Genomic DNA, 23,302 nt, shown 5'->3' on the forward strand with positions numbered 1-23,302 from the left:
GGTCCCTCGGCCCACCGGTCCCTCGGCCCACCGGTCCCTCAGCCCACCGGTCCCTCAGCCCACCGGTCCCTCAGCCCAGCGTGACGAAGAGCCCCGGGCCGCGGTCGGTGGCCTCGGCGAACACTTCCTCGGCGACCTGCCACTCCTCGGGCCGCGCCGCGGCGTAGCCCCGCCAGTTCTCCACGACCAGGACCAGGCCCCGCTCGCCGGCCCCCTCGGGCCAGACGGAGGGGTCGGCCAGGGAGTCCGCGAGGGCGTCCCAGTTGCGGCCGAACCACTCGGGCAGGCCGAGGACGCGGGCGCAGCGGTCCATCAGGCCGGCCTTGTCGGTGACCCCGTCGAGGTCCAGCGCGACCACGATCCGGCCTGCCGGATCCGATGCCGTCTCCGCCATCTCCGCTCCTTCCTGTCCTACCTGTCCTACCTGTCCTTCCTGATGCCGCGTCACATGCCGTCCGGGTCGGACCGGTTGAGCGCGGACCGGGGGGCCGCTCCGGCCGCCATCAGGTAGTCCGCGGCGGAGGTGTCCGTCACCAGGCTGGTGACCAGGCCCGAGCGCAGCACCGCGTCGATGGCCGCCGCCTTGCGCTGTCCGCCGGCGATCGCCACGACCTCGGGGATACGCCGGAGCTGGTCGGCCTTGACCGTGATGCACCGCTCCCCCAGGTCCCGGCCGACCCGGCGCCCCTCGGCGTCGAAGAGGTGCGCGGACATCTCGGCGGCGACGCCGAGCGAGGCGTAGTGGCCGCGCTCCTCGTCGCTGAGCATGTCGTGCACCGTGGAGATGCCCGGCTCCCAGGAGCCGATGGAGACGCAGGCGACGGTGACCTTGTCGAAGTACTCGAAGGCCCGCGCGATGCCGGTCTGGTGCCGCAGCGCCTCGGCGGTCGCCGCGTCCGGCAGCAGCATCGGCGCGTAGATGGGGTGGGCGTCGCCGCCGGAGACCTGGGCGGCGCGGCGCACCGCCTCCACCGAGCCGCGCTCGGCGGTCCCCGCGTCGTACACGCCGGTCAGCTGCACCACCGTGCACGGCGGCAGCCGGTCCAGGGCCGCCGCCATGTGGATGGTGGAGCGGCCCCAGGCCAGGCCGAGCACATCCCCCTCGTTGACCAGCTCGCCGAGCAGGTCGGCGGCGACCTCGCCCAGGTTCTCGGGGTCGGGGGTCTCCTCGGCGTCGGCCGGGGACTCCACGACGACCGCGTGGCGCAGCCCGTAGCGGGCGCGGAGCGCGTCCGAGCGCTCGGCGTCCAGCTCGGCCGGCACCCGGATCTCGATGCGTACGAGGTCCCGTTCGAGGGCGGTCTCCAGGACCCGGGCCACCTTGAAGCGGCTGACGCCGAACTCCTCCGCGATCTGGATCTTGGACTTGCCCTCAAGGTAGAAACGGCGGGCCATGGCCGCCGCCTGGACCAGCTCAGCGGGTCCCATCCGCATGGCTGCGCGGCCCGCCGACATACCCGACACGGCGCTCTCCTCACTGCTGTTCACACTCTGGATACGCCGTTCATCCTCGCAGATACGGCGCACTTGATCAGCCCGGACGGGAGCCGTTCACGTACTCGTCCTTCAGTGGACGTCGGCGGGCGTCCGTACGCGCCGCCCGTCAGTGGGCGCACGCCCAGGACGCCGCCGCGGTCGCCCCCTCGGCCTGCGCGCGCAGCGCCCGCACCGCTTCGTCCGGGTCCGACGCACCGTACACGGCCGAGCCCGCCACGAAGACGTCGGCGCCCGCCTCCGCGCACCGCTCGATGGTCGCCGCGGAGACCCCGCCGTCCACTTGCAGCCACAGCTCCAGGCCGTGCTTGGCGATCAGCTCCCGGGTGCGCCGGATCTTCGGCAGCATGATGTCGAGGAACGCCTGTCCGCCGAAGCCCGGTTCCACCGTCATGATCAGCAGCATGTCCAGCTCGGGCAGCAGGTCCTCGTACGGCTCGACGGGCGTGGCCGGCTTGAGCGCCATGGAGGCGCGGGCGCCCTTGGCCCGGATCTCGCGGGCCAGGCGTACGGGGGCGGCGGCGGCCTCCGCGTGGAAGGTGACGGAACCGGCCCCCGCCTCGACGTACTGCGGTGCCCACCGATCGGGCGCCTCGATCATCAGGTGGCAGTCCAGCGGGGTGTCCGTCGCACGGGCGAGGGACTCTACGACCGGCACGCCGAGCGTGAGGTTGGGGACGAAGTGGTTGTCCATGACGTCCACATGGAGCCAGTCGGCTCCCCGCACCGCCTTCGCCTCGTCCGCGAGGCGGGAGAAGTCGGCGGACAGGATGCTGGGGTTGATCTGCACGGCCATGGTGCAAGCCTGCCATGCCCGGCCCCGCCGGGTCTCCCCGGTACGGACCTGGTCCCACCGAGACGGGCTCCGAGCGTTCCGACGGGCCCTCGCCGGTCACGTCCGTGTCCGTCCGGACACGGGGCCGAGGATGCGGCGGCCGCACCGGCCGCCCCGCGAACGACCCCAGCGGCAACCGGCTCAAGGTGCCCGACGCGGAGGCACCCGGCCCGAACGTCAAGCCGTCCGCCGCACAACCGCCAGATACATCGCATCCGTCCCGTGCAGATGCGGCCACAGCTGCACGTCCGGCCCCTCGCCCAGTTCCGGCACGCCGGGCAGCAGCGGTCGGGCGTCGATCAGTTCGGCGCCCGGCACCTGCTTCAGCACGTCGGCGACGACGGCCCGGGTCTCCGCCAGATGCGGGGAGCAGGTCGCGTAGCCGACGATCCCGCCGACCCGCACCGCCTCCAGCGCGCCGCGCAGCAGCCCGCGCTGGAGCGGCGCGAACCCGTCCAGGTCCGCGGGCCGGCGCCGCCACCGTGCCTCGGGCCGCCGCCGCAGCGCACCGAGCCCGGTGCACGGCACGTCCACCAGCACCCGGTCGAAACTCCCCGGCTGCCAGGCGGGCAGGGTCCCGTCGGCGGCGATCACCTGGTACGGCCCCGGATTGCCGGCCAGCGCCTTGGCCACCAGCCCGGCGCGGTGCGGCTGCTTCTCGGAGGCCAGCAGGAACGCGCCGCGCTCGGCGGCCAGCGCGGCCAGCAGCGCGGCCTTGCCGCCGGGCCCCGCGCACCCGTCCAGCCACCGCCGGTCGGGCCCCTCCAGTGGCGCGTTGGCCACGGCGAGGGCGACGAGCTGACTGCCCTCGTCCTGCACCCCGGCCCGCCCGTCCCGCACGGCCTCGACCGCCCCGGGCTCCCCGCCCTCGGTCAGCCGCACGGCATACGGCGACCAGCGCCCCGCCACGGCGGCGTCCTCGCCGAGCAGTTCCTCCGTCGTGGCCCGGCCGGGGCGGGCGACCAGCGTCACCTCGGGCCGCTCGTTGTCGGCGGCCAGCAGTTCCTCGATGCCGGCGCGGGGGCCGCCGAGGGAGTCCCACAGCGCGGAGACCACCCAGCGCGGATGCGAGTGCACGACGGCGAGGTGCTCCTCGGGATCGTCGTCGTAGGGCGGGGCGACCTTCTCGATCCACCCGTCCAGATCGTCCCGGGCGACCTTGCGCAGCACGGCGTTGACGAACTTGGCCCGCCCGTCCCCGAGCACCACCCGGGCCAGTTCCACGGAGGCGGACACCGCCGCGTGGCTGGGAATCCGCGTCCCCAGCAACTGGTGCGCCCCGAGGCTCAGCACGTCCAGCACCGGCGGATCGACCTCGCGCAACGGCCGGTCGACGCACTCGGCGATGACGGCGTCGTACGTCCCCTGCCGCCGCAGTGTCCCGTACACCAGCTCGGTGGCGAGCGCCGCGTCCCGCGCGTCGAAGCCGTCCGCCTCCCGGGCCTTGCGCAGCAGCGGCGGCAGGACGAGGTTGGCGTAGGCGTCCCGCTCGTCCACGGCCCGCAGCGCCTCGAAGGCGAGGATGCGGACGGGGTCCTTCTGGGGCCGCCGGTAGGGCTTGCCGGGCTTGCGGGGACGACGAGGCTGCTCGCTCACGAAAAAGGTGCTCCGGAGATGGGAAGAAGTACTCCCGCCAGCCTACGTCGGCCCAGACCCGTCCCGGACGTCAGCCGCCCAGCCGCTCCCCGTCGCCGATCCGCACCCCGCGGGCCCAGTCCGCCGCCCGCATCGGCTTCTTGCCCTGCGCCTGCACCCACAGCAACTCGACGGCGTACGAACCGGTGCCGACGTACACGTTGTTCTTGCCGACGGCCAGCTGCCCGGGGGCGAGGTCGGCCCGCTCGGCGACCGGCACGGCCTGCACCAGCTTGAGCCGCTCACCGCGGAACGTGGTCCAGGCGCCGGGTGCCGGGGTGCAGCCGCGCACCACCCGGTCGACGCGCAGCGCGGGCGCGGCCCAGTCGACATGGGCGTCCTCGACGGTGATCTTCGGGGCGAGGGTGACGCCGTCGGCGGGCTGCGGTACGGCCTTCAGGGTGCCGTCCGCGATGCCGTCCATGGTCGCGGCGAGCAGGCCGGCGCCGGCGAGGGCGAGCCGGGTCAGCAGGTCGCCGCTGGTGTCGGTGGGCCGGACCGTCTCGGTGAGCGTCCCGTACACCGGACCGGAGTCAAGACCCTCCTCGATCAGGAAGGTGGAGGCACCCGTGATCTCGTCGCCCGCCATCACGGCGTGCTGCACGGGCGCCGCTCCGCGCCAGGCGGGCAGCAGCGAGAAGTGCAGGTTGACCCAGCCGTGGGCCGGGACATCGAGGGCGACCCGGGGCAGCAGGGCGCCGTAGGCGACGACGGGACAGCAGTCGGGCCCGATCTCCCGCAGCCGCTCCAGGAACTCCGCATCGCGCGGCCTGGCCGGCTTCAGCACCTCGATCCCGGCCTCCTCGGCCCGCTCGGCCACGGGCGAGGCGACCAGCCGGCGCCCGCGCCCGGCCGGCGCGTCGGGCCGGGTGACGACGGCGGCCACCTGGTGCCGCCCGGAGGCGATCAGGGCGTCCAGGGCGGGAACGGCGACCTCGGGGGTACCGGCGAAGACCAGCTTCATGGGTGGGACGGGCCTCTCGGGCGGGGACGGTCGGCGGGCAGCGCACCAGTCTACGAGGCGGACCACCGCAGAGATCAAAACCCCCGAAGGCCGAAACCCGAGGGAAACCCGAGGGGGCGCACAAACCAACCCCCCACGCCCCACCCCGTGACCCAGGGACCGGTCCCGCGTTGTCAAGAAAGAGTTGACCACGGGCCCCCGGACGGGCCCATTCCTTTCAACGCCGGTTCGAGAGGCTTGTTCATGGCCGACCACGCAACTCACGACGCCCAGGCTCGGGCCAGCCTGCACCTGCTGGTGCGGGACATCGAGCGGGTCCGCCGGCAGGTGGACGCGCTGCGCACGCTCACCGCCCAGTTGGGCAACGTCTACCGCCCGCGCCGCTCCGGCCCCTCCACGGGCTTCGTCGTCTACGGGCGGGCCCCCGCGCCGACGGTCCGTCTTGCCCAGGAGCTGCGGGACAGTGTCGAGACGCTGGTCACGGCCGCCGTGGACTTCGACCGCTCGCTCGGCTTCTCGTGGGACGCGGTGGGCTCCGCCCTCGGGGTCACCAAACAGGCGGTGCACCGCCGGTACGGCGCGCGCCGCGCGGCCCAGGCCGCCCCGCCGGAGTCCGAGCACACCCCGGAGACCCCGGGCTCCCGCACGGTGAACGTGGGGGCGGGCATCTCCCCCGTCCCCACGGTCCCCGCCGCCCGCTCCATGCCGACCCAGCCGACGGCGGGCAGTTCCGCCCTGCGCGAGGACTCCCGGCCGACCGCCTTCCCCGGCCCTCGCAACGGCTGACCGGCGCGCACCGCACCCGCGCTCTGCCCTCCCGTCTCCTCCCGGGAGGGCAGCCGTCGTTCTGGCAAGAACACGCAGAACGCGCCTCGTCCCGCGCCACCGCCGGACGCCGCCTCACCCGATGTCCGGCGGATCGACCCGCACCCGCACCACCCCACCGCCTCCGCCGCCACCACCGCTACCGCCGCCGCCCCCGCGTGCCATCCGCGCCGCCTGCGCGGTCTTCAGCGCCGAGGTGAGCGCCGCCCCGCGGCCGGGCGGCACCCGCACCAGCGCCCGTTCCCAGTGCTCCCCCGGTGGCGGCGCGCCCGGCCGCCGGGCCCGGCCCGCGGCGGTCACCGGCATCGGAACGGGTCCCAGCACCTCCGCCTCGGCCGGCAGTTCCACCGCGCCGAGGAACTCCGCCACGGCCTCCGGCGGCCCGGAGACGGCGGCCATCCGCGACACCGGCGGAAAACCCAGTTCGGCCCGCTCGCCCAGCTCCCGCACCGCGTGCCCGACGGGGTCCCACCGCACCAGCGCCTGCACCGGCCTCAGCGTCGGCTCGGCGACCACGACCACGGTCCCGCCCGCCGGCTGCGGCCGCACCAGCGCGGCGGCCGCGATCCAGCGCCGCAGCGCGTCCTCACCGGCCCGCAGGTCGGGCCGCCCCAGCATGGCCCAGCCGTCGAGCAGCAGCGCCGCCGCGTACCCGCCCTCGGCGACCGGCTCGGCACCCGGCGTACTGACCACCAGCGCGGGCGACCCTGGCACCGTGTCCAGCACATGTTCCCGCCCGGAGGTCCGCACCGGTACGGCGGGAAAGGCCCGCCCCAGCTCCTCCGCGGTGCGCCGGGCCCCCACCACCTGGGCGCGCAGCCGGAACGCCCCGCACTCCGGGCAGTGCCACCCGCCTTCCTCGCGCCCGCACCAGCCGCAGCGCAACGCCGCTCCGGCCGCCGGCCCCTCCAACGGCCCGGCACAGTGCCGGCACCGGGCCGGCGCCCGGCACCCGGCACACGCCAGCCGCGGTACGTAGCCCCGCCGGGGCACCTGCACCAGTACCGGACCCTGCCGCAGTCCGTCCCGGACGGCCTGCCAGGCGAGGCTCGGCAGCCGGGCGGCCCGGGCGGCCTCGTCCCGGGCCAGGTCGCCGTCGCCGACGGTCCGCACCAGCGGAGCGGCGGCCCGCACCCGCTCCCGGGTGGCGACCAGCGGCCGCGCCCAGCCGCTCTCCACCAGCTGAGCGGCCTCCACGGTGCAGCTCCAGCCGCCCAGCAGGAAGGCGCACTTGTCCTGGGCCGCGCGCAGCAGCAGCACCTCCCGTGCGTGCGGCTGCGGGGCGTGCTGCTCACTGTGGCTGTCGTCGCCGTCGTCCCACAGAGCGACCAGCCCCAGTTCCCGGACCGGGGCGAACATGGCCGCGCGGGTCCCGATCACCGCCCGTACGGCGCCCCGCCGCACCGCGAGCCACTGCCCGTACCGCTTCTCGGGCCCGGCGTCGGCGGTGAGCACCGCGTGCCGCCCCTCGCCGAGCACGTCTCGCAGCGCCGTGTCCAGCCGGGCGACCGCCCGCCCGTCCGGCAGCACGACGAGCGCGCCCCGTCCGGAGGCCAGCGTCGCCGCCACGGCCTGGGCCAGCTCCTCGCTCCACTCGGGTCCCGGCAGCGCGTTCCACACAGCGCGGGGCGCGCTCCCCGAGGCCAGTGCCGCCACGAACGCCGGCCCCTGCGCGTACCGCTCCCAGGAGCCCGCCGCCGGGGCGGGCGGCGGCGGCAGCGGCTCGGGGGACGCCCGCCGCTCGGCCCGCGCGTTGCGCGGCGGCACGGCCAGCTGGAGAACGTCCGCGAGGCTGCCCGCGTACCGGTCGGCGACGGCGCGGGTCAGCGCCAGCAGTTCGGGGCCGAGCACCGGCTCGGGCGAGACCACCTGGGCCAGCGCGGCCAGCGGCCCGGCGTAGTCGGACTCGGCCCGTCGCTCGACCAGGAACCCGTCGATGAGCGCCCCGCCCTCCCGCCGCCCGCCCCGGACCCGCCCCCGCCCGGCCCCGAACCGCACCCGCACCCGCACGCCCGGCTGCGCCTCCGCGTCCAGCTCCGCCGGCACCGCGTAGTCGAAGTACCGGTCGAGATGCAGCACGCCCTTGTCGACCAGCACCCGCGCGACCGGCAGCTCCTCGGCGACCGCGGCCCCCCGCCAGGTCCGCGGCTTGGCCCGCGGCACAGCAGCCTTCCGCACACTCTCCCGAATCAGCGCGAGCTGCTCAGGCGGCGCCCCCTCCCCGCCCCCGCCTGCCTGCTCGTTCTCGCTGCTCACACCTGCATTCTTACCAAAGCCCACTGACAACGGACGGGGTCCGGCCGCCGGTCCGGGACGGACCGAGGCCCGGCGCCCCCCGAAGGGACCGCCGGGCCTCGGACAAGTCGATGGATCGGTGGACCTACAGCCCCGTGGCCTTCCGCAGGGCCTCCACGCGGTCCGTGCGCTCCCAGGTGAAGTCGTCCAGTTCGCGGCCGAAGTGGCCGTACGCCGCGGTCTGGGCGTAGATCGGGCGGAGCAGGTCGAGGTCGCGGATGATGGCGGCCGGGCGGAGGTCGAAGACCTCGTCGATCGCCTTCTCGATCTTCTCGTGGTCGATCTTGGCGGTGCCGAAGGTCTCTACGAACAGGCCGACCGGCTCGGCCTTGCCGATCGCGTAGGCGACCTGGACCTCGCAGCGGGAGGCGAGGCCCGCGGCGACCACGTTCTTGGCGACCCAGCGCATCGCGTAGGCGGCGGAGCGGTCGACCTTGGACGGGTCCTTGCCGGAGAAGGCGCCGCCGCCGTGGCGGGCCATGCCGCCGTAGGTGTCGATGATGATCTTGCGGCCGGTCAGGCCGGCGTCGCCCATCGGGCCGCCGATCTCGAAGCGGCCGGTGGGGTTGACCAGCAGACGGTAGTTCTCGGTGTCGAGCTTGATGCCGTCGTCGAGCAGCGCCTTCAGCTCCGGCTCCACGACGAACTCGCGGATGTCGGGGGCGAGCAGCGACTCCAGGTCGATGTCGGAGGCGTGCTGCGAGGAGACCACGACCGTGTCGAGGCGGACCGCCTTGTCGCCGTCGTACTCGATGGTGACCTGCGTCTTGCCGTCCGGGCGCAGGTAGGGGATCGTGCCGTTCTTGCGCACGTCGGACAGGCGCTTGGAGAGGCGGTGGGCCAGGAAGACGGGCAGCGGCATGAGGGTCGGCGTCTCGTCGGAGGCGTAGCCGAACATCAGGCCCTGGTCGCCGGCGCCCTGCCGGTCCAGCTCGTCAGTGTCGTCACCTGCGGCGGCGCCCCCGACCCGGCTCTCGTAGGCGGTGTCGACGCCCTGCGCGATGTCCGGCGACTGCGCGCCGATGGAGACCGAGACGCCGCAGGAGGCTCCGTCGAAGCCCTTCTTGGAGGAGTCGTAGCCGATCTCCAGGATCTTGCCGCGCACCAGGGTGGCGATGTCGGCGTAGGCCTTGGTGGTGACCTCGCCGGCCACGTGCACCAGGCCGGTGGTGATGAGGGTTTCGACGGCGACCCGGGACGACGGGTCCTCGCGCAGAAGCGCGTCGAGAATGGTGTCGCTGATCTGGTCAGCGATCTTGTCGGGGTGGCCCTCGGTCACGGACTCCGAGGTGAACAGGCGACGGGACACAACGCTCCCTGGGGTTGCAGCGGCTGCTGGCTGATCATGGTCGGACGGCACGGGGAGCTGCACCCGGCGACGTCCGTGAACAGTTTATCGGTCGCACTCGGTCGCGGGCCCACCCGTCTCGACTCTCAAGAAGGCTGTGACCTGCGGCACGCGCATTCTGACCGATGACCTGCGTCCTTGGCCAGGGCCGCCACGCACGGATGTGCGAGGCGCAGGCGTGTCGGAGGGTGCACGAGACATCAGGTGAGCCGTCCGGCCACCAGGTCCCACACGGTGTCGGCCAGCGCTTCCTTCGGCCCGTGCGGTACGGGGGTCTCGGTGCCGTCGGCGCCGAGCACCACGGCCTCGTTCTCCTCGGCTCCGAACGTCTTGCGCTCCCCCACCTCGTTCACCACGAGGAGGTCGCAGCCCTTGCGTTTCAGCTTGGCGCGCCCGTTGGCCAGCACGTCGTCCGTCTCGGCGGCGAAGCCGACGATCACCTGTCCGGGGCGGGCCCGGCCGGCCGAGATCTCGGCGAGGATGTCCGGATTGCGCACCAGGGCGAGCGGCTCGGGCTCCTGGCCGTCCTTCTTCTTGATCTTGCCGGTCGCGTAGACCGCGGGGCGGAAGTCGGCGACCGCCGCCGCCATCACCACCGCGTCGGCGTCCGGCAGGGCGGCCAGCACCGCCGCGCGCAGTTCCACGGCCGTCCCGACCGCGACCACGTCCGCCCCGGCCGGGGCGGGCAGCGCCGCGTTCGCCGAGAGCAGCGTCACCCGGGCGCCGCGGGCGGCGGCCGTACGGGCGAGGGCGTAGCCCTGCTTGCCGGAGGAGCGGTTGCCGAGGAAGCGGACCGGGTCGAGGGGCTCGCGGGTGCCGCCGGCGCTGACGACGACATGCCGGCCGGCCAGGTCGGGTTCGGTCGTGCCGCGGGCGAGGACCCGGCGACACAGCTCGTAGATCTCGGCCGGGTCGGGGAAGCGGCCCTTGCCGGTGTCGACGCCGGTGAGCCGGCCGACCGCCGGTTCGATGACGACGGCGCCGCGGCGGCGCAGCGTCGCCACGTTCTCCCGGGTGGCCGGGTGCTCCCACATCTCGGTGTGCATGGCGGGGGCGAAGACGACCGGGCAGCGGGCGGTGAGCAGCGTGTTGGTCAGCAGGTCGTCGGCGAGGCCGTGGGCGGCCTTGGCGAGCAGGTCCGCGGTGGCCGGGGCGACCACGACCAGGTCGGCGTGCTGTCCGATGCGGACGTGCGGGACCTGGTGGACGTCGTCCCACACCTCGGTGGAGACCGGGTTGCCGGACAGGGCGGACCAGGTGGCGGCGCCGACGAAGTGCAGCGCGGCGGCGGTGGGCACCACCCGGACGTCGTGTCCCGACTCGGTGAACCGGCGCAGCAGCTCACCGGCCTTGTACGCGGCGATGCCGCCGCTGACCCCCAGGACGACCTTGGGCTTGTCCACCGTCTCTCCCGACCTTGAAGAACGTCTGGCCCCATCACACACCACAGGCCCGGCGGTCGCGCCGCCGGGCCTGTGGACAAGTCAGCCAAAGGCTGAAAATACTACTGGTCTGCTGTTACTGCGCCGGGCCCTCGACGGCCTCGGACGTCAGCAGCCCCGCGTTGATCTCGCGCAGCGCGATCGAGAGCGGCTTCTCGTGGACGTGGGTGTCGACGAGGGGACCGACGTACTCGAGGAGGCCCTCGCCGAGCTGCGAGTAGTACGCGTTGATCTGGCGGGCCCGCTTGGCCGCGTAGATCACGAGGCTGTACTTCGAGTCCGTGGCCTCGAGGAGCTCGTCGATCGGCGGGTTGATGATGCCCTCGGGCGCGGAGATGGAAGAGGACACGCTCTACCTTCCGATGGATGGGAAAGATTCAGTCTCAGTGACCGGAAGTGGAACCGGTAACGATCACACGACGTTCGTCAAGGCTAGCAGCTCGCGCGCCACGTCCTCGACGGAGGTGTTGACCAGGGTGCTGTCGAACTCCGGCTCGGCCGCCAGTTCGGTCTTCGCGGCCTCGAGCCGGCGCTCGATCACCTCGGGCGGCTCGGTGCCCCGGCCGGTGAGCCTGCGCACCAGTTCCTCCCAGGAGGGCGGGGCGAGGAACACCAGCTGGGCCTCCGGCATGGAGTCGCGGACCTGCCGGGCGCCCTGGAGGTCGATCTCCAGGAGCACCGGCTCCCCGGCTTCCAGCCGTTCCAGCACCGCCGCGCGCGGCGTGCCGTACCGGTTGCCCGCGAACTCGGCCCACTCCAGCAGTTCGCCGTTGGCGATCAGCTTGTCCATCTCGTCGTCCGTGACGAAGAAGTAGTGGACGCCGTGCCGCTCACCGGGGCGCGGCCTGCGGGTCGTCGCCGACACCGAGAGCCAGACCTCGGGGTGTTCCTTGCGCATATGAGCGACGACCGTGCTCTTGCCGACCCCCGAGGGGCCGGAGAGCACGGTCAGCCGCGGACGTGATTCCGGGGGTACGGGGGTCGTCCCCCGGGGTGTTGCAGCCATGCGGCGATTATTCCAGCAATACCGGGGTGGTCCGGACTCAGTTGCCGGTGCTGCCGAACTCGCGCTCCAGGGAGGCGATCTGGTTGGACCCGAGGCCACGCACCCGGCGGCTCTCGGAGATGCCCAGTCGCTCCATGATCTGCTTGGCGCGGACCTTGCCCACGCCCGGCAGGGACTCGAGGAGGGCGGAGACCTTCATCTTGCCGATGACGTCGTTCTCCTGGCCCTGCTTGATGACCTCGTGGAGGGAGGCGCCGGAGTGCTTGAGTCGATTCTTGACCTCGGCCCGCTCCCGGCGAGCCGCGGCGGCCTTTTCGAGCGCGGCTGCGCGCTGTTCAGGGGTAAGGGGCGGAAGAGCCACGCCTACGTCACCTCGGATGTCGAACTGTCGGATACGGACCGGTGAGGAACCTAGTCGCCCCACACCAGGGGAGCTACGAGCAACACGCTTGCCCGTTGACTCTTCCCGGAGACTAGCGGTCAAGGCCGCCGGAGTCAGCGAGAACAGCGGAAAAGTCCTGGTCAGCCTCTACGAGGACGGACATTTAAGACATACTTCCTCGGATTTGAGGATGTATCCAGGCTCAAGCGGCCCCGGAGCCCGCCCGGCGGGACCGCTCGGCGAGCACCAGGAATGCGGCGAGAGTCACACCGAGGCCACCGCGGCCCGGATCTCCTCGGCGAACCGGTCCGCGGACGCGCGCAGCGCGGCGGCGTCGGGGCCGTGCCGAAGGACACCCCGGCTGACGTTCGGCACCACGTTGCGCAGCACCGCGCCGAAGACCCCGGGGAGGTCGGCCGGGGTGGCGCCCTGCGCGCCGATGCCGGGCGCCAGCAGCGGACCGCCCATGTCCAGGCCGTACGAGGAGAGGTCGCCCAGGGTGGCGCCGACCACCGCGCCGAACGAGCCGAGCGGGGTCTGCCCCGCGTTCTCCTCGGCGAGGTGGGCCAGCATCGTCGCGCCGACGCTGCGGCCGTCGCCGCGGACCGCGTGCTGGACCTCGGCGCCCTCCGGGTTGGAGGTGAGCGCCAGCACGAACAGGCCCGCGCCGTTCTCGCGCGCCATGTCGACGGCCGGCTTCAGCGACCCGTAGCCGAGGTACGGCGAGACCGTCAGCGCGTCCGAGAACAGCGGGGCGTCCTTGTGCAGGAACGACTCGGCGTACGCGGCCATGGTGGAGCCGATGTCGCCGCGCTTGGCGTCCATGACGACCAGCGCGCCGGCCGCCCGGGCCGTCTCGACGGACTTCTCCAGGACGGCGACGCCGCGCGAGCCGAACCGCTCGAAGAAGGCGCTCTGCGGCTTGAAGACGGCGACCCGGTCGGCCAGCGCCTCCACCACCGTGCGGCTGAACCGCTCCAGGCCGGCCACGTCGTCGCTCAGGCCCCACTCGGCGAGCAGCGAGGCATGCGGGTCGATGCCCACGCACAGCGGGCCGCGGTCGTCCATCGCGCGGCGCAGCCGGGTGCCGAAAGGCTCGGTCATGCGGTCTCCTTGACGTCGGCGCCGACCGCGTCGGCGAGGGTGGCGTACGGGCTCTGCCGCAGGCGGGCGGCCAGGCCCTTGTGGATCGCGCGGCCCCAGAACGGGCCCTGGTAGATGAACGCGCTGTAGCCCTGCACCAGCGTGGCCCCGGCGAGGATGCGCTGCCAGGCGTCCTCGGCGGTCTCGACGCCGCCCACCCCGACCAGGGTGATCCGGTCGCCCACCCGCGCGTACAGGCGGCGCAGCACCTCCAGGGAGCGCGCCTTGAGCGGGGCGCCGGACAGGCCGCCGGTCTCCTGGACGAGTTCCGGTGCGGAGGTCAGGCCGAGGCCCTCGCGGGCGATGGTGGTGTTGGTGGCGATGATGCCGTCCAGGCCCAGTTCCACCGCGAGGTCTGCGACCGCGTCGACGTCCGCGTCCGCGAGGTCGGGCGCGATCTTGACCAGGAGCGGCACCCGGCGGGCGGTCACCGCGCGGTCGGCGGCCTCGCGGACGGCGGTGAGCAGGGGCCGCAGCGCCTCGGTCGCCTGGAGGTTGCGCAGGCCGGGCGTGTTCGGCGACGACACGTTGACGACCAGGTAGTCGGCGTACGGCGCGAGCCGCTCGGCGGACTTCACGTAGTCGCCGGCCGCCTCCTCCTCGGGGACGACCTTGGTCTTGCCGATGTTGACGCCGACGACCGTCCGGAAGACGGGCGTACGGGAGGCCAGGCGGGCGGCGACGGCCCGGGAGCCGTCGTTGTTGAAGCCCATGCGGTTGATCAGCGCCCGGTCGGCGACGAGGCGGAACAGCCGCTTCCTGGGGTTGCCGGGCTGCGGTTCGCCGGTGACGGTGCCGATCTCCACGTGGTCGAAGCCGAGCATCGCCATGCCGTCGATCGCGACGGCGTTCTTGTCGAAGCCGGCCGCGAGACCGAAGGGACCGTGCATGCGCAGGCCCAGCGCCTCGGTGCGCAGCTCCTGGTGGCGCGGGGCGAGCACGGCCGCGACGAAGGTGCGCAGCACCGGGACGCGGGCGGCGAGCCGGATCCAGCGGAAGGCGAGATGGTGGGCGCGCTCGGCGTCCATGCGCCGGAAGACGAGCCGGAAGAAGTACGGGTACATGGGTTTCCTCATGACGCCTCATGACGCCTCATGAAGAGGGGGACACCGTTTCCGGTGTCCCCCTCGGGGCTGCTAGTCGCGGGCCGCGGTCAGGAATTCCGCGTGTTCCTGGAGCGATCGGACCCCCACGTCGCCGTGGTTGAGGGCGTCGATGCCCTGCACCGCGGCGGCGAGCGCCTGGACCGTGGTCAGGCAGGGCACGGACCGGGCCACCGCCGCCGTACGGATGTCGTAGCCGTCCAGGCGGCCGCCGGTGCCGTACGGGGTGTTGACGATGAGGTCGACCTCGCCGTCGTGGATGAGCTGGACGATGGTCTTCTCGCCGTTCGGGCCGGTGCCCTCGGACTGCTTGCGGACCACGGTGGCGTTGATGCCGTTGCGGCGCAGCACCTCGGCGGTGCCGGAGGTGGCCATCAGCTCGAAGCCGTGGGCGACCAGCTCGCGGGCCGGGAAGATCATCGAGCGCTTGTCCCGGTTGGCGACCGAGATGAACGCCCGGCCCTTGGTCGGCAGCGGCCCGTACGCGCCCGCCTGCGACTTGGCGTACGCCGTGCCGAAGACCGAGTCGATGCCCATGACCTCGCCGGTGGAGCGCATCTCCGGGCCGAGCACGGTGTCGACGCCGCGGCCCTGGATGTCCCGGAAGCGGGACCACGGCATCACGGCCTCCTTGACGGAGATCGGCGCGTCCAGCGGCAGCTCGCCGCCGTCGCCGGTGGCCGGCAGCAGGCCCTCGGCGCGCAGCTCGGCGATGGTCGCGCCGAGCGAGATGCGGGCGGCGGCCTTGGCGAGCGGCACCGCGGTCGCCTTGGAGGTGAAGGGCACGGTCCGGGAGGCGCGCGGGTTGGCCTCCAGGACGTAGAGGATGTCCCCGGCCAGCGCGAACTGGATGTTGATCAGGCCGCGTACGCCGACGCCCGCGGCGATGCCCTCGGTGGAGGCGCGCAGCCGCTTGATGTCGAAGCCGCCCAGCGTGATCGGGGGCAGGGCGCACGCCGAGTCGCCGGAGTGGATGCCGGCCTCCTCGATGTGCTCCATGACGCCGCCGAGGTACAGCTCCTCGCCGTCGTACAGGGCGTCCACGTCGATCTCGATCGCGTCGTCCAGGAACCGGTCGACCAGGACCGGGCGGGACGGGCTGATCTCGGTGGACTCGGCGATGTAGGACTCCAGGCGGGTCTCGTCGTAGACGATCTCCATGCCGCGGCCGCCGAGCACGTAGGAGGGGCGGACCAGGACCGGGTAGCCGATCTCGTCGGCGATGGCCTTGGCGCCGGCGAAGGTGGTGGCGGTGCCGTGCTTGGGCGCGGGCAGGCCCGCCTCGGCCAGCACCCGGCCGAAGGCGCCGCGGTCCTCGGCGGCGTGGATCGCCTCCGGCGGGGTGCCGACGACCGGCACGCCGTTGTCCTTGAGCGCCTGCGCCAGGCCCAGCGGGGTCTGGCCGCCGAGCTGGACGACGACGCCGGCGATCGGCCCGGCCTGCGCCTCCGCGTGCACGATCTCCAGGACGTCCTCCAGGGTGAGCGGCTCGAAGTAGAGCCGGTCGGAGGTGTCGTAGTCGGTGGAGACGGTCTCCGGGTTGCAGTTGACCATCACGGTCTCGTACCCGGCGTCGGACAGCGCGAAGGAGGCGTGCACGCAGGAGTAGTCGAACTCGATGCCCTGCCCGATGCGGTTCGGGCCGGAGCCAAGGATGATGACGGCCGGCTTCTCGCGCGGCGCGACCTCGCTCTCCTCGTCGTAGGAGGAGTAGAAGTACGGCGTCTTCGCGGCGAACTCGGCGGCGCAGGTGTCGACCGTCTTGTAGACCGGGCGGATGCCGAGCGCGTGCCGCACCTCGCGGACCACGTCCTCGCGCAGGCCGCGGATCTCGCCGATCTGCTGGTCGGAGAAGCCGTGCCGCTTGGCCTCGGCGAGCAGGTCGGCGGTCAGCTCGGGCGCCTCGGCGAGCTCGTCGGCGGTCTCCTTGATCAGGAAGAGCTGGTCGACGAACCAGGGGTCGATCTTCGTGTACTCGAAGATCTCCTCGGGCGTGGCGCCCGCGCGGATGGCCTGCATGACGGTGTTGATCCGGCCGTCGGTGGGCCGGACGGACGCCTCCAGCAGCTCCTGCTTGTCGCCGCTTACGCCGACGAAGGTGAACTGGCTGCCCTTCTTCTCCAGGGAGCGCAGCGCCTTCTGGAACGCCTCGGTGAAGTTGCGGCCGATGGCCATGGCCTCGCCGACCGACTTCATGGTGGTGGTCAGCGTCGAGTCCGCGCTCGGGAACTTCTCGAAGGCGAACCGGGGCGCCTTGACGACCACGTAGTCGAGGGTCGGCTCGAAGGAGGCCGGGGTCTCCCGCGTGATGTCGTTGGGAATCTCGTCCAGCGTGTAGCCGACGGCCAGCTTGGCGGCGATCTTGGCGATCGGGAAGCCGGTCGCCTTGGAGGCGAGCGCCGAGGACCGGGAGACGCGCGGGTTCATCTCGATGACGATCACCCGGCCGTCCTCGGGGTTGACCGCGAACTGGATGTTGCAGCCGCCGGTGTCGACGCCGACCTCGCGGATGATCGCGATGCCGACGTCGCGCAGCACCTGGTACTCGCGGTCGGTCAGCGTCATCGCGGGCGCGACGGTGATCGAGTCGCCGGTGTGCACGCCCATGGGGTCGAAGTTCTCGATGGAGCAGACGACCACGACGTTGTCGTGTCTGTCGCGCATCAGCTCCAGCTCGTACTCCTTCCAGCCCAGGATGGACTCCTCCAGGAGCACCTCGGTGGTCGGCGAGAGGGTGAGGCCCTGCCCGGCGATGCGGCGCAGCTCCTCCTCGTCGTGCGCGAAGCCGGAGCCGGCGCCGCCCATGGTGAAGGAGGGGCGGACCACGACCGGGTAGCCGCCGAGCGCCTCGACGCCGGCGAGGACGTCGTCCATGGAGTGGCAGATGTAGGAGCGGGCGGACTCGCCGTGGCCGATCTTCTTGCGGACCTCTTCGACGACGCCCTTGAACAGGTCGCGGTCCTCGCCCTTGTGGATCGCCGCCACGTTGGCGCCGATCAGCTCGACGCCGTACTTCTCCAGCACCCCCTGCTCGTGCATGGAGATCGCGGTGTTCAGGGCCGTCTGGCCGCCCAGGGTGGGCAGCAGGGCGTCGGGGCGCTCCTTGGCGATGATCTTTTCGACGAACTCGGGGGTGATCGGCTCGACGTAGGTGGCGTCGGCGATCTCCGGGTCGGTCATGATCGTCGCCGGGTTGGAGTTGACCAGGATGACCCGCAGCCCCTCGGCGCGCAGGATGCGGCACGCCTGGGTGCCGGAGTAGTCGAACTCGGCGGCCTGACCGATGACGATCGGGCCGGAGCCGATGACCAGGACGGACTGGATATCGGTGCGCTTAGGCACGCTGGCCCTCCATCAGAGACGTGAAGCGGTCGAACAGGTAGGCGGCGTCGTGCGGGCCCGCGGCCGCCTCGGGGTGGTACTGGACGCTGAAGGCCGGCTTGTCGAGGAGCTGGAGCCCCTCCACCACGTTGTCGTTGAGGCAGACGTGGGAGACCTCGGCGCGTCCGAAGGGGGTGTCGGAGACCTGGTCCAGCGGGGCGTCGACGGCGAAGCCGTGGTTGTGCGCGGTGACCTCTACCTTGCCGGTCGTACGGTCCTGCACCGGCTGGTTGATGCCGCGGTGGCCGTACTTCAGCTTGAAGGTGCCGAAGCCGAGGGCGCGGCCCAGGATCTGGTTGCCGAAGCAGATGCCGAACAGCGGGGTGCCGCGCTCCAGGACGCCCCGCATCAGGGCGACGGGGTGGTCGGCGGCGGCGGGGTCGCCGGGGCCGTTGGAGAAGAACACGCCGTCCGGCTGGACCGCGTAGATGTCCTCGACGGTCGCGGTGGCCGGCAGGACGTGCACCTCGATGCCGCGCTCGGCCATGCGGTGCGGGGTCATGCCCTTGATGCCGAGGTCGATCGCGGCGACGGTGAACTTCTTCGCACCGAGCGCGGGGACGACGTACGCCTCCTGGGTGGCAACCTCCTCGAACAGGCTCGCGCCCGTCATCTGCGGCTGCTCCCGCACCCGGGCGAGGAGCGCGGCGTCGTCGGCGAGCGCCTCACCGGAGAAGACGCCGGCCCGCATGGAGCCGCGCTCGCGCAGGTGCCGGGTGAGGGCGCGGGTGTCGATGCCGGAGATGCCGACGATGTCCTGGCGGGCCAGCTCGTCGTCCAGGGAGCGCCGGGAGCGCCAGTTGGACGGCACCCGCGCGGGGTCGCGCACCACGTAGCCGGAGACCCAGATGCGGCGGGACTCGTCGTCCTCGTCGTTCCAGCCGGTGTTACCGATCTGCGGGGCGGTCGCCACGACGATCTGCCGGGCGTAGGACGGGTCGGTCAGGGTCTCCTGGTAGCCGGTCATGCCGGTGGAGAAGACGGCCTCGCCGAAGGTCTCCCCCACGGCCCCGTAGGCGCGGCCGCGGAAGATCCGGCCGTCCTCCAGGACGAGTACTGCGGGAACCTTGGCGGTTCCCCTGGTGGAGGTCGTCATCGTGCGCCTTCCGTTTCCCTCTTGTTGATCATGTCGGTCAGGGTCTCGACCCATTCGTTGTGCTCGGCCGCGTGGTCGGAGCGGAAGCCGGAGTCGATCAGCTTCTCGCCGTGCTGCCAGGTCAGGACCAGCAGGCCGCCCTCGGTGAGCACCTTGCCGGCGATGCCCTTGTCGAGCCGGGCCTCGCGCAGCGCGGCGGCCGGGACGAAGAAGTCCGCGGCGCCGGGGCGTACGACGTCGACTCCGGCGCCGGTCAGGGTCAGCTCGGCCCGGCTGCGGGTGCCCAGGCCGCGGGCGACGATGCGGTCCAGCCACTGACCGGCGGTGGTGGAGCCGTGGTAGCGGCCGCTCATGCTCAGTCTCGCCGGGCCGGGGTCGTCCGGCACGGTGGGCAGCTCGGGCAGGTCGCCCTGGAGGGTGCCGCGCCACTTCCAGCCCTCGCGCATCAGCCAGTAGACGAGCGCGACGAACAGACCGAGGCCGACGACCCAGCCGATGCGGGCGGCCCAGTCGGTCACTTGCGCCGATTCCTTCTCGGCGGCCAGCAGGATTACAGGTGTCACGTGAGCTTCCCGTCGACGAGCGTGGCCTTGCCCCGCAGCCACGTGTGTGTCACACGGCCCGGCAGCTCACGCCCCTCGTAGGGGGTGTTGCGGCTGCGCGAGGCGAAGCCCGCGGGGTCCACCCGGCCACGGTATTCCGTGTCGACGAGGGTGAGGTTGGCGGGCTCACCTGCCGAGACGGGACGGCCCTGGCCGGCTGCCTGTCCGATCTGCGCGGGCTTGACGGACATCCGGTCGGCGACGCCGGCCCAGTCCAGCAGACCCGTGTCCACCATGGTCTCCTGCACCACTGACAACGCGGTCTCCAGGCCGACCATGCCCATGGCGGCGGCGGCCCACTCGCAGTCCTTGTCCTCGTGCGGGTGCGGGGCGTGGTCGGTGGCGACGATGTCGATCGTGCCGTCGGCGAGCGCCTCGCGCAGCGCGTGCACGTCACGTTCGGTGCGCAGCGGCGGGTTGACCTTGTAGACCGGGTTGTAGGACCGGACCAGCTCGTCGGTGAGCAGCAGGTGGTGCGGGGTGACCTCGGCGGTGACCTGGATGCCGCGGGACTTGGCCCAACGGACGATCTCCACGGACCCGGCGGTCGACAGGTGGCAGATGTGCACCCGGGAGCCGACGTGCTCGGCGAGCAGGACATCCCGGGCGATGATCGATTCTTCGGCCACCGCCGGCCAGCCGCCGAGCCCCAGCTCGGCGGAGACCACGCCCTCGTTCATCTCGGCGCCCTCGGTGAGGCGCGGCTCCTGGGCGTGCTGGGCGACGACCCCGCCGAACGCCTTCACGTACTCCAGCGCCCGGCGCATGATCACCGCGTCGTGCACGCACTTGCCGTCGTCCGAGAAGACGGTGACCCCGGCCGCCGACTCGTGCATGGCGCCCAGCTCGGCGAGCTTGGCGCCCGCCAGGCCGACGGTGACGGCGCCGATGGGCCGTACGTCGCAGTAGCCGGACTCGGTGCCGAGCCGCCAGACCTGCTCGACCACGCCCGCCGTGTCGGCCACCGGGAAGGTGTTGGCCATGGCGAACACGGTGGTGTACCCGCCACTCGCCGCCGCGCGGGTGCCGGTCAGCACGGTCTCGGAGTCCTCGCGGCCGGGTTCGCGCAGGTGGGTGTGCAGGTCGACCAGGCCCGGCAGCAGCACCTTGCCGGCGGCCTCGACGACCTCGGCGCCGGCGGCGGACAGGTGCTGCCCGACCGCCTCGATGACCGGGCCGTCGATCAGCACGTCCCGCTGCTCGCCGCCGAGCACCTTCGCACCACGGATCAGGATCTTGCTCATGGGTCTTACTTCTCCTCAGTGCGAAGCGGGGCGGTCTGGGCGGGCTCGTTGCCGCCGAGCAGCAGGTACAGCACGGCCATCCGGATGGAGACGCCGTTGGTGACCTGCTCGACGACGGTGCAGCGGTCGGAGTCGGCGACCTCGGCGGTGATCTCCATGCCGCGGACCATCGGGCCGGGGTGCATCACTATGGCGTGCTCGGGCATCTTCGCCATGCGGTCGCCGTCGAGGCCGTAGCGGCGGGAGTACTCGCGCTCGGTGGGGAAGAACGCGGCGTTCATCCGCTCGCGCTGCACCCGCAGCATCATCACGGCGTCGGACTTGGGGAGCGTGGAGTCGAGGTCGTAGGAAACCTCGCAGGGCCAGGTTTCGACGCCGACCGGCAGCAGAGTGGGCGGCGCCACCAGGGTGACGTGGGCGCCGAGGGTGTGCAGCAGGTCGACGTTGGAGCGGGCGACCCGGCTGTGCAGGACGTCGCCGACGATCGTGATGCGCCGCCCGTCCAGGTCCTGGCCGATCCCGGCGTCCCGGCCGACCAGGCGGCGGCGCATGGTGAAGGCGTCGAGCAGGGCCTGGGTGGGGTGCTGGTGGGTGCCGTCCCCGGCGTTGATCACATGGGCGTCGATCCAGCCGGAGGTGGCCAGCCGGTACGGGGCTCCGGAGGCGCCGTGCCGGATGACCACCGCGTCGACGCCCATCGCCTCCAGGGTCTGGGCGGTGTCCTTGAGGGACTCGCCCTTGGAGACGCTCGAACCCTTGGCGGTGAAGTTGATGACGTCCGCGGAGAGCCGCTTCTCGGCCGCCTCGAAGGAGATCCGGGTCCGGGTCGAGTCCTCGAAGAAGAGGTTGACGACGGTACGGCCGCGCAGGGTGGGCAGTTTCTTGATCGGCCGGTCGGCGACCCGGGCCATCTCCTCGGCGGTGTCGAGGATCAGGACGGCGTCGTCGCGGGTGAGGTCGGCGGCCGAGATGAGATGACGCTGCATCTGTCAGGCTCCGTAAGGCAGTTCATTCGGGAGGATTCGGGCAGCTCGGCGCGCGCGTGGGCGCGCCGTGGCGGCCCGGCGCGGGCAGCGCTACTGGCCGGTCTTGGCGCCGAGCAGCACGGTGTCGCGACCGTCCTCCTCGGCGAGCTGGACCTTGACCGTCTCCCGCAGCGACGTGGGGAGGTTCTTGCCGACGTAGTCCGCGCGGATGGGCAGTTCGCGGTGGCCGCGGTCGACCAGCACGGCGAGCTGCACCGCGCGCGGGCGGCCGAGGTCGTTCAGGGCGTCCAGGGCGGCGCGGATGGTGCGGCCGGAGAAGAGCACGTCGTCGACCAGGACGACGAGACGACCGTCCAGTCCGTCGCCGGGGATCTCCGTGCGGGCCAGCGCGCGCGGCGGGTGCATGCGCAGGTCGTCGCGGTACATCGTGATGTCCAGCGAGCCGCAGGGCACCTTGCGCTCGGTGATCTGCTCCAGCTTGGCGGCGAGCCGGCGGGCGAGGAAGACGCCCCGGGTCGGGATGCCGAGGAGCACCACGTCGTCGGCGCCCTTGGCGCGTTCGACGATCTCGTGGGCGATGCGGGTCAGCACCCGCGCGATGTCGGGGCCTTCGAGTACGGGCCGCGCGTCGGGGGATGAACCGGGCTGGCTGTCGGGCTGTGCGTCCATAAGAAACGGACCTCCTTCTCCGCCTCACGGGACGGACCTTAAAGGACGTCGGATTTGCGCCATCCACGGTAGCAGGTGCCGGTCGCCACCCCGTCCGGGCCCCTGTCACCCCATAGGAGCACCCCCGCCACTCGTATGGCCTAATGTGGCGCCACCGGCCCGGAAGAGTCGGTGCGGACCATTCGGCTTGACGCGAGAGAGTAACGCTGCGTAACCTCACAGTGAGTTACCAGCCGCGCGGCAGGAAACCGAGCCGCCGCGTCGACACAGTGTCCGGGGAGCCATATGTCCAGCGAATACGCCAAACAGCTCGGGGCCAAGCTCCGCGCCATCCGCACCCAGCAGGGCCTTTCCCTCCACGGTGTCGAGGAAAAGTCCCAGGGCCGCTGGAAGGCCGTCGTGGTCGGTTCGTACGAGCGCGGCGACCGTGCCGTGACCGTGCAGCGCCTCGCCGAGCTGGCGGACTTCTACGGCGTTCCGGTGCAGGAGCTGCTGCCGGGCACCACCCCCGGTGGCGCCGCCGAGCCGCCGCCGAAGCTGGTCCTGGACCTGGAGCGGCTGGCCACGGTGCCGGCCGAGAAGGCGGGCCCGCTCCAGCGCTACGCGGCGACGATCCAGTCGCAGCGCGGTGACTACAACGGCAAGGTGCTCTCGATCCGCCAGGACGACCTGCGCACACTGGCCGTGATCTACGACCAGTCGCCCTCGGTCCTGACCGAGCAGCTGATCAGCTGGGGTGTCCTGGACGCGGACGCGCGCCGCGCGGTGGCGTCCCACGAGGACGTCTGACCCCACCCTCACCAGCAGAAACGTGGGGGGGGGGGGGGGGGGGGGGGGGGGGGGGGGGGGGGG

21 protein-coding genes are annotated in these 23,302 nt (G+C 72.6%); 2 read left to right on the plus strand and 19 right to left on the minus strand.

Annotated features, from left to right (window positions below):
• Positions 1-70: 70 nt before the first annotated feature.
• The 5 genes from ACTT8P_RS13085 to fmt all read right to left on the minus strand — a co-directional run bounded on the left by ACTT8P_RS13085 (position 71) and on the right by fmt (position 4,928).
• A complete protein-coding gene (locus tag ACTT8P_RS13085; protein ID WP_442831778.1) occupies positions 71-394 on the minus strand; it encodes a barstar family protein in 324 nt (107 codons plus the stop codon).
• A gap of 50 nt (positions 395-444) precedes the next feature.
• Positions 445-1,488, minus strand: coding sequence for a sugar-binding transcriptional regulator (locus ACTT8P_RS13090; RefSeq protein WP_442831779.1), 1,044 nt, complete (start codon positions 1,486-1,488; stop codon positions 445-447).
• A gap of 115 nt (positions 1,489-1,603) precedes the next feature.
• Entirely contained in the window at positions 1,604-2,290 is a 687-nt protein-coding gene (gene rpe, locus ACTT8P_RS13095) for a ribulose-phosphate 3-epimerase (RefSeq protein ID WP_442831780.1), read from the minus strand.
• A gap of 216 nt (positions 2,291-2,506) precedes the next feature.
• Positions 2,507-3,925 (minus strand): RsmB/NOP family class I SAM-dependent RNA methyltransferase, encoded by a 1,419-nt coding sequence (locus ACTT8P_RS13100; protein ID WP_442831781.1) that lies wholly within the window; start codon positions 3,923-3,925, stop codon positions 2,507-2,509.
• A 70-nt stretch (positions 3,926-3,995) separates the two neighbouring features.
• Positions 3,996-4,928 carry a methionyl-tRNA formyltransferase gene (gene fmt, locus ACTT8P_RS13105; RefSeq protein ID WP_442831782.1) on the minus strand — a complete coding sequence of 311 codons (933 nt, stop codon included), beginning with the start codon at positions 4,926-4,928 and terminating at the stop codon, positions 3,996-3,998.
• 243 nt (positions 4,929-5,171) lie between these two features.
• Between fmt and ACTT8P_RS13110 the strand changes: the two genes are divergently transcribed.
• Entirely contained in the window at positions 5,172-5,714 is a 543-nt protein-coding gene (locus tag ACTT8P_RS13110; RefSeq protein WP_442831783.1) for a hypothetical protein, read from the plus strand.
• A gap of 114 nt (positions 5,715-5,828) precedes the next feature.
• On the opposite strand, the gene ACTT8P_RS13115 is transcribed toward ACTT8P_RS13110, so the two are convergent.
• The 14 genes from ACTT8P_RS13115 to pyrR all read right to left on the minus strand — a co-directional run bounded on the left by ACTT8P_RS13115 (position 5,829) and on the right by pyrR (position 22,450).
• Positions 5,829-8,009, minus strand: a complete 2,181-nt coding sequence (locus ACTT8P_RS13115; protein ID WP_442831784.1) for a primosomal protein N' — start codon at positions 8,007-8,009, stop codon at positions 5,829-5,831.
• A gap of 124 nt (positions 8,010-8,133) precedes the next feature.
• The gene (metK, locus tag ACTT8P_RS13120) at positions 8,134-9,357 is read right to left on the minus strand and encodes a methionine adenosyltransferase (protein WP_442831785.1); all 1,224 of its coding nucleotides are present in this window, start codon (positions 9,355-9,357) and stop codon (positions 8,134-8,136) included.
• Positions 9,358-9,596: 239 nt separating this feature from the next.
• Entirely contained in the window at positions 9,597-10,799 is a 1,203-nt protein-coding gene (gene coaBC / locus ACTT8P_RS13125; RefSeq protein ID WP_442831786.1) for a bifunctional phosphopantothenoylcysteine decarboxylase/phosphopantothenate--cysteine ligase CoaBC, read from the minus strand.
• Positions 10,800-10,914: 115 nt separating this feature from the next.
• On the minus strand, positions 10,915-11,187 hold the full coding sequence (rpoZ, locus tag ACTT8P_RS13130) for a DNA-directed RNA polymerase subunit omega (protein ID WP_003988945.1): 273 nt from the start codon (positions 11,185-11,187) through the stop codon (positions 10,915-10,917).
• Positions 11,188-11,250: 63 nt separating this feature from the next.
• Positions 11,251-11,844 (minus strand): guanylate kinase, encoded by a 594-nt coding sequence (gmk, locus tag ACTT8P_RS13135; RefSeq protein WP_442831787.1) that lies wholly within the window; start codon positions 11,842-11,844, stop codon positions 11,251-11,253.
• A 37-nt stretch (positions 11,845-11,881) separates the two neighbouring features.
• Complete coding sequence (locus ACTT8P_RS13140) at positions 11,882-12,205, minus strand: integration host factor (RefSeq protein ID WP_190206445.1); 324 nt, start codon at positions 12,203-12,205, stop codon at positions 11,882-11,884.
• A 285-nt stretch (positions 12,206-12,490) separates the two neighbouring features.
• Positions 12,491-13,330 (minus strand): orotidine-5'-phosphate decarboxylase, encoded by an 840-nt coding sequence (gene pyrF / locus ACTT8P_RS13145; protein WP_442831788.1) that lies wholly within the window; start codon positions 13,328-13,330, stop codon positions 12,491-12,493.
• Entirely contained in the window at positions 13,327-14,433 is a 1,107-nt protein-coding gene (locus ACTT8P_RS13150; RefSeq protein ID WP_442831798.1) for a quinone-dependent dihydroorotate dehydrogenase, read from the minus strand. The genes pyrF and ACTT8P_RS13150 overlap by 4 nt, the downstream gene beginning before the upstream one ends.
• A 72-nt stretch (positions 14,434-14,505) precedes the next feature.
• Positions 14,506-17,814 carry a carbamoyl-phosphate synthase large subunit gene (gene carB / locus ACTT8P_RS13155; RefSeq protein ID WP_442831789.1) on the minus strand — a complete coding sequence of 1,103 codons (3,309 nt, stop codon included), beginning with the start codon at positions 17,812-17,814 and terminating at the stop codon, positions 14,506-14,508.
• The gene (gene carA, locus ACTT8P_RS13160; RefSeq protein WP_442831790.1) at positions 17,807-18,949 is read right to left on the minus strand and encodes a glutamine-hydrolyzing carbamoyl-phosphate synthase small subunit; all 1,143 of its coding nucleotides are present in this window, start codon (positions 18,947-18,949) and stop codon (positions 17,807-17,809) included. Before carA ends, carB begins: the two co-directional genes overlap by 8 nt.
• On the minus strand, positions 18,946-19,512 hold the full coding sequence (locus ACTT8P_RS13165) for a PH-like domain-containing protein (RefSeq protein WP_442831791.1): 567 nt from the start codon (positions 19,510-19,512) through the stop codon (positions 18,946-18,948). The genes carA and ACTT8P_RS13165 overlap by 4 nt, the downstream gene beginning before the upstream one ends.
• Positions 19,509-20,795: a dihydroorotase gene (locus ACTT8P_RS13170; RefSeq protein ID WP_442831792.1), complete on the minus strand. Its 1,287-nt coding sequence runs from the start codon at positions 20,793-20,795 to the stop codon at positions 19,509-19,511. Before ACTT8P_RS13170 ends, ACTT8P_RS13165 begins: the two co-directional genes overlap by 4 nt.
• A gap of 5 nt (positions 20,796-20,800) precedes the next feature.
• The gene (locus ACTT8P_RS13175; RefSeq protein ID WP_442831793.1) at positions 20,801-21,781 is read right to left on the minus strand and encodes an aspartate carbamoyltransferase catalytic subunit; all 981 of its coding nucleotides are present in this window, start codon (positions 21,779-21,781) and stop codon (positions 20,801-20,803) included.
• Positions 21,782-21,871: 90 nt separating this feature from the next.
• A complete protein-coding gene (gene pyrR, locus ACTT8P_RS13180; RefSeq protein WP_442831794.1) occupies positions 21,872-22,450 on the minus strand; it encodes a bifunctional pyr operon transcriptional regulator/uracil phosphoribosyltransferase PyrR in 579 nt (192 codons plus the stop codon).
• Between the two features lie 285 nt (positions 22,451-22,735).
• Between pyrR and bldD the strand changes: the two genes are divergently transcribed.
• Positions 22,736-23,239 (plus strand): transcriptional regulator BldD, encoded by a 504-nt coding sequence (bldD, locus tag ACTT8P_RS13185; RefSeq protein ID WP_024887373.1) that lies wholly within the window; start codon positions 22,736-22,738, stop codon positions 23,237-23,239.
• Positions 23,240-23,302 lie beyond the last annotated feature (63 nt).

The organism is Streptomyces sp. JW3 (assembly GCF_052216785.1).
Taxonomy (GTDB): Bacteria; Actinomycetota; Actinomycetes; order Streptomycetales; family Streptomycetaceae; genus Streptomyces.

Coding starts and splice junctions, on each gene's coding strand:
- ACTT8P_RS13085 (WP_442831778.1), bottom strand. CDS start 394: ATGGCGGAGACGGCATCGGATCCGGCAGGCCGGATCGTGGTCGCGCTG.
- rpe (WP_442831780.1), bottom strand. CDS start 2,290: ATGGCCGTGCAGATCAACCCCAGCATCCTGTCCGCCGACTTCTCCCGC.
- fmt (WP_442831782.1), bottom strand. CDS start 4,928: ATGAAGCTGGTCTTCGCCGGTACCCCCGAGGTCGCCGTTCCCGCCCTG.
- ACTT8P_RS13110 (WP_442831783.1), top strand. CDS start 5,172: ATGGCCGACCACGCAACTCACGACGCCCAGGCTCGGGCCAGCCTGCAC.
- gmk (WP_442831787.1), bottom strand. CDS start 11,844: ATGGCTGCAACACCCCGGGGGACGACCCCCGTACCCCCGGAATCACGT.
- pyrF (WP_442831788.1), bottom strand. CDS start 13,330: ATGACCGAGCCTTTCGGCACCCGGCTGCGCCGCGCGATGGACGACCGC.
- ACTT8P_RS13150 (WP_442831798.1), bottom strand. CDS start 14,433: ATGTACCCGTACTTCTTCCGGCTCGTCTTCCGGCGCATGGACGCCGAG.
- carA (WP_442831790.1), bottom strand. CDS start 18,949: ATGACGACCTCCACCAGGGGAACCGCCAAGGTTCCCGCAGTACTCGTC.
- ACTT8P_RS13170 (WP_442831792.1), bottom strand. CDS start 20,795: ATGAGCAAGATCCTGATCCGTGGTGCGAAGGTGCTCGGCGGCGAGCAG.
- ACTT8P_RS13175 (WP_442831793.1), bottom strand. CDS start 21,781: ATGCAGCGTCATCTCATCTCGGCCGCCGACCTCACCCGCGACGACGCC.
- pyrR (WP_442831794.1), bottom strand. CDS start 22,450: ATGGACGCACAGCCCGACAGCCAGCCCGGTTCATCCCCCGACGCGCGG.
- bldD (WP_024887373.1), top strand. CDS start 22,736: ATGTCCAGCGAATACGCCAAACAGCTCGGGGCCAAGCTCCGCGCCATC.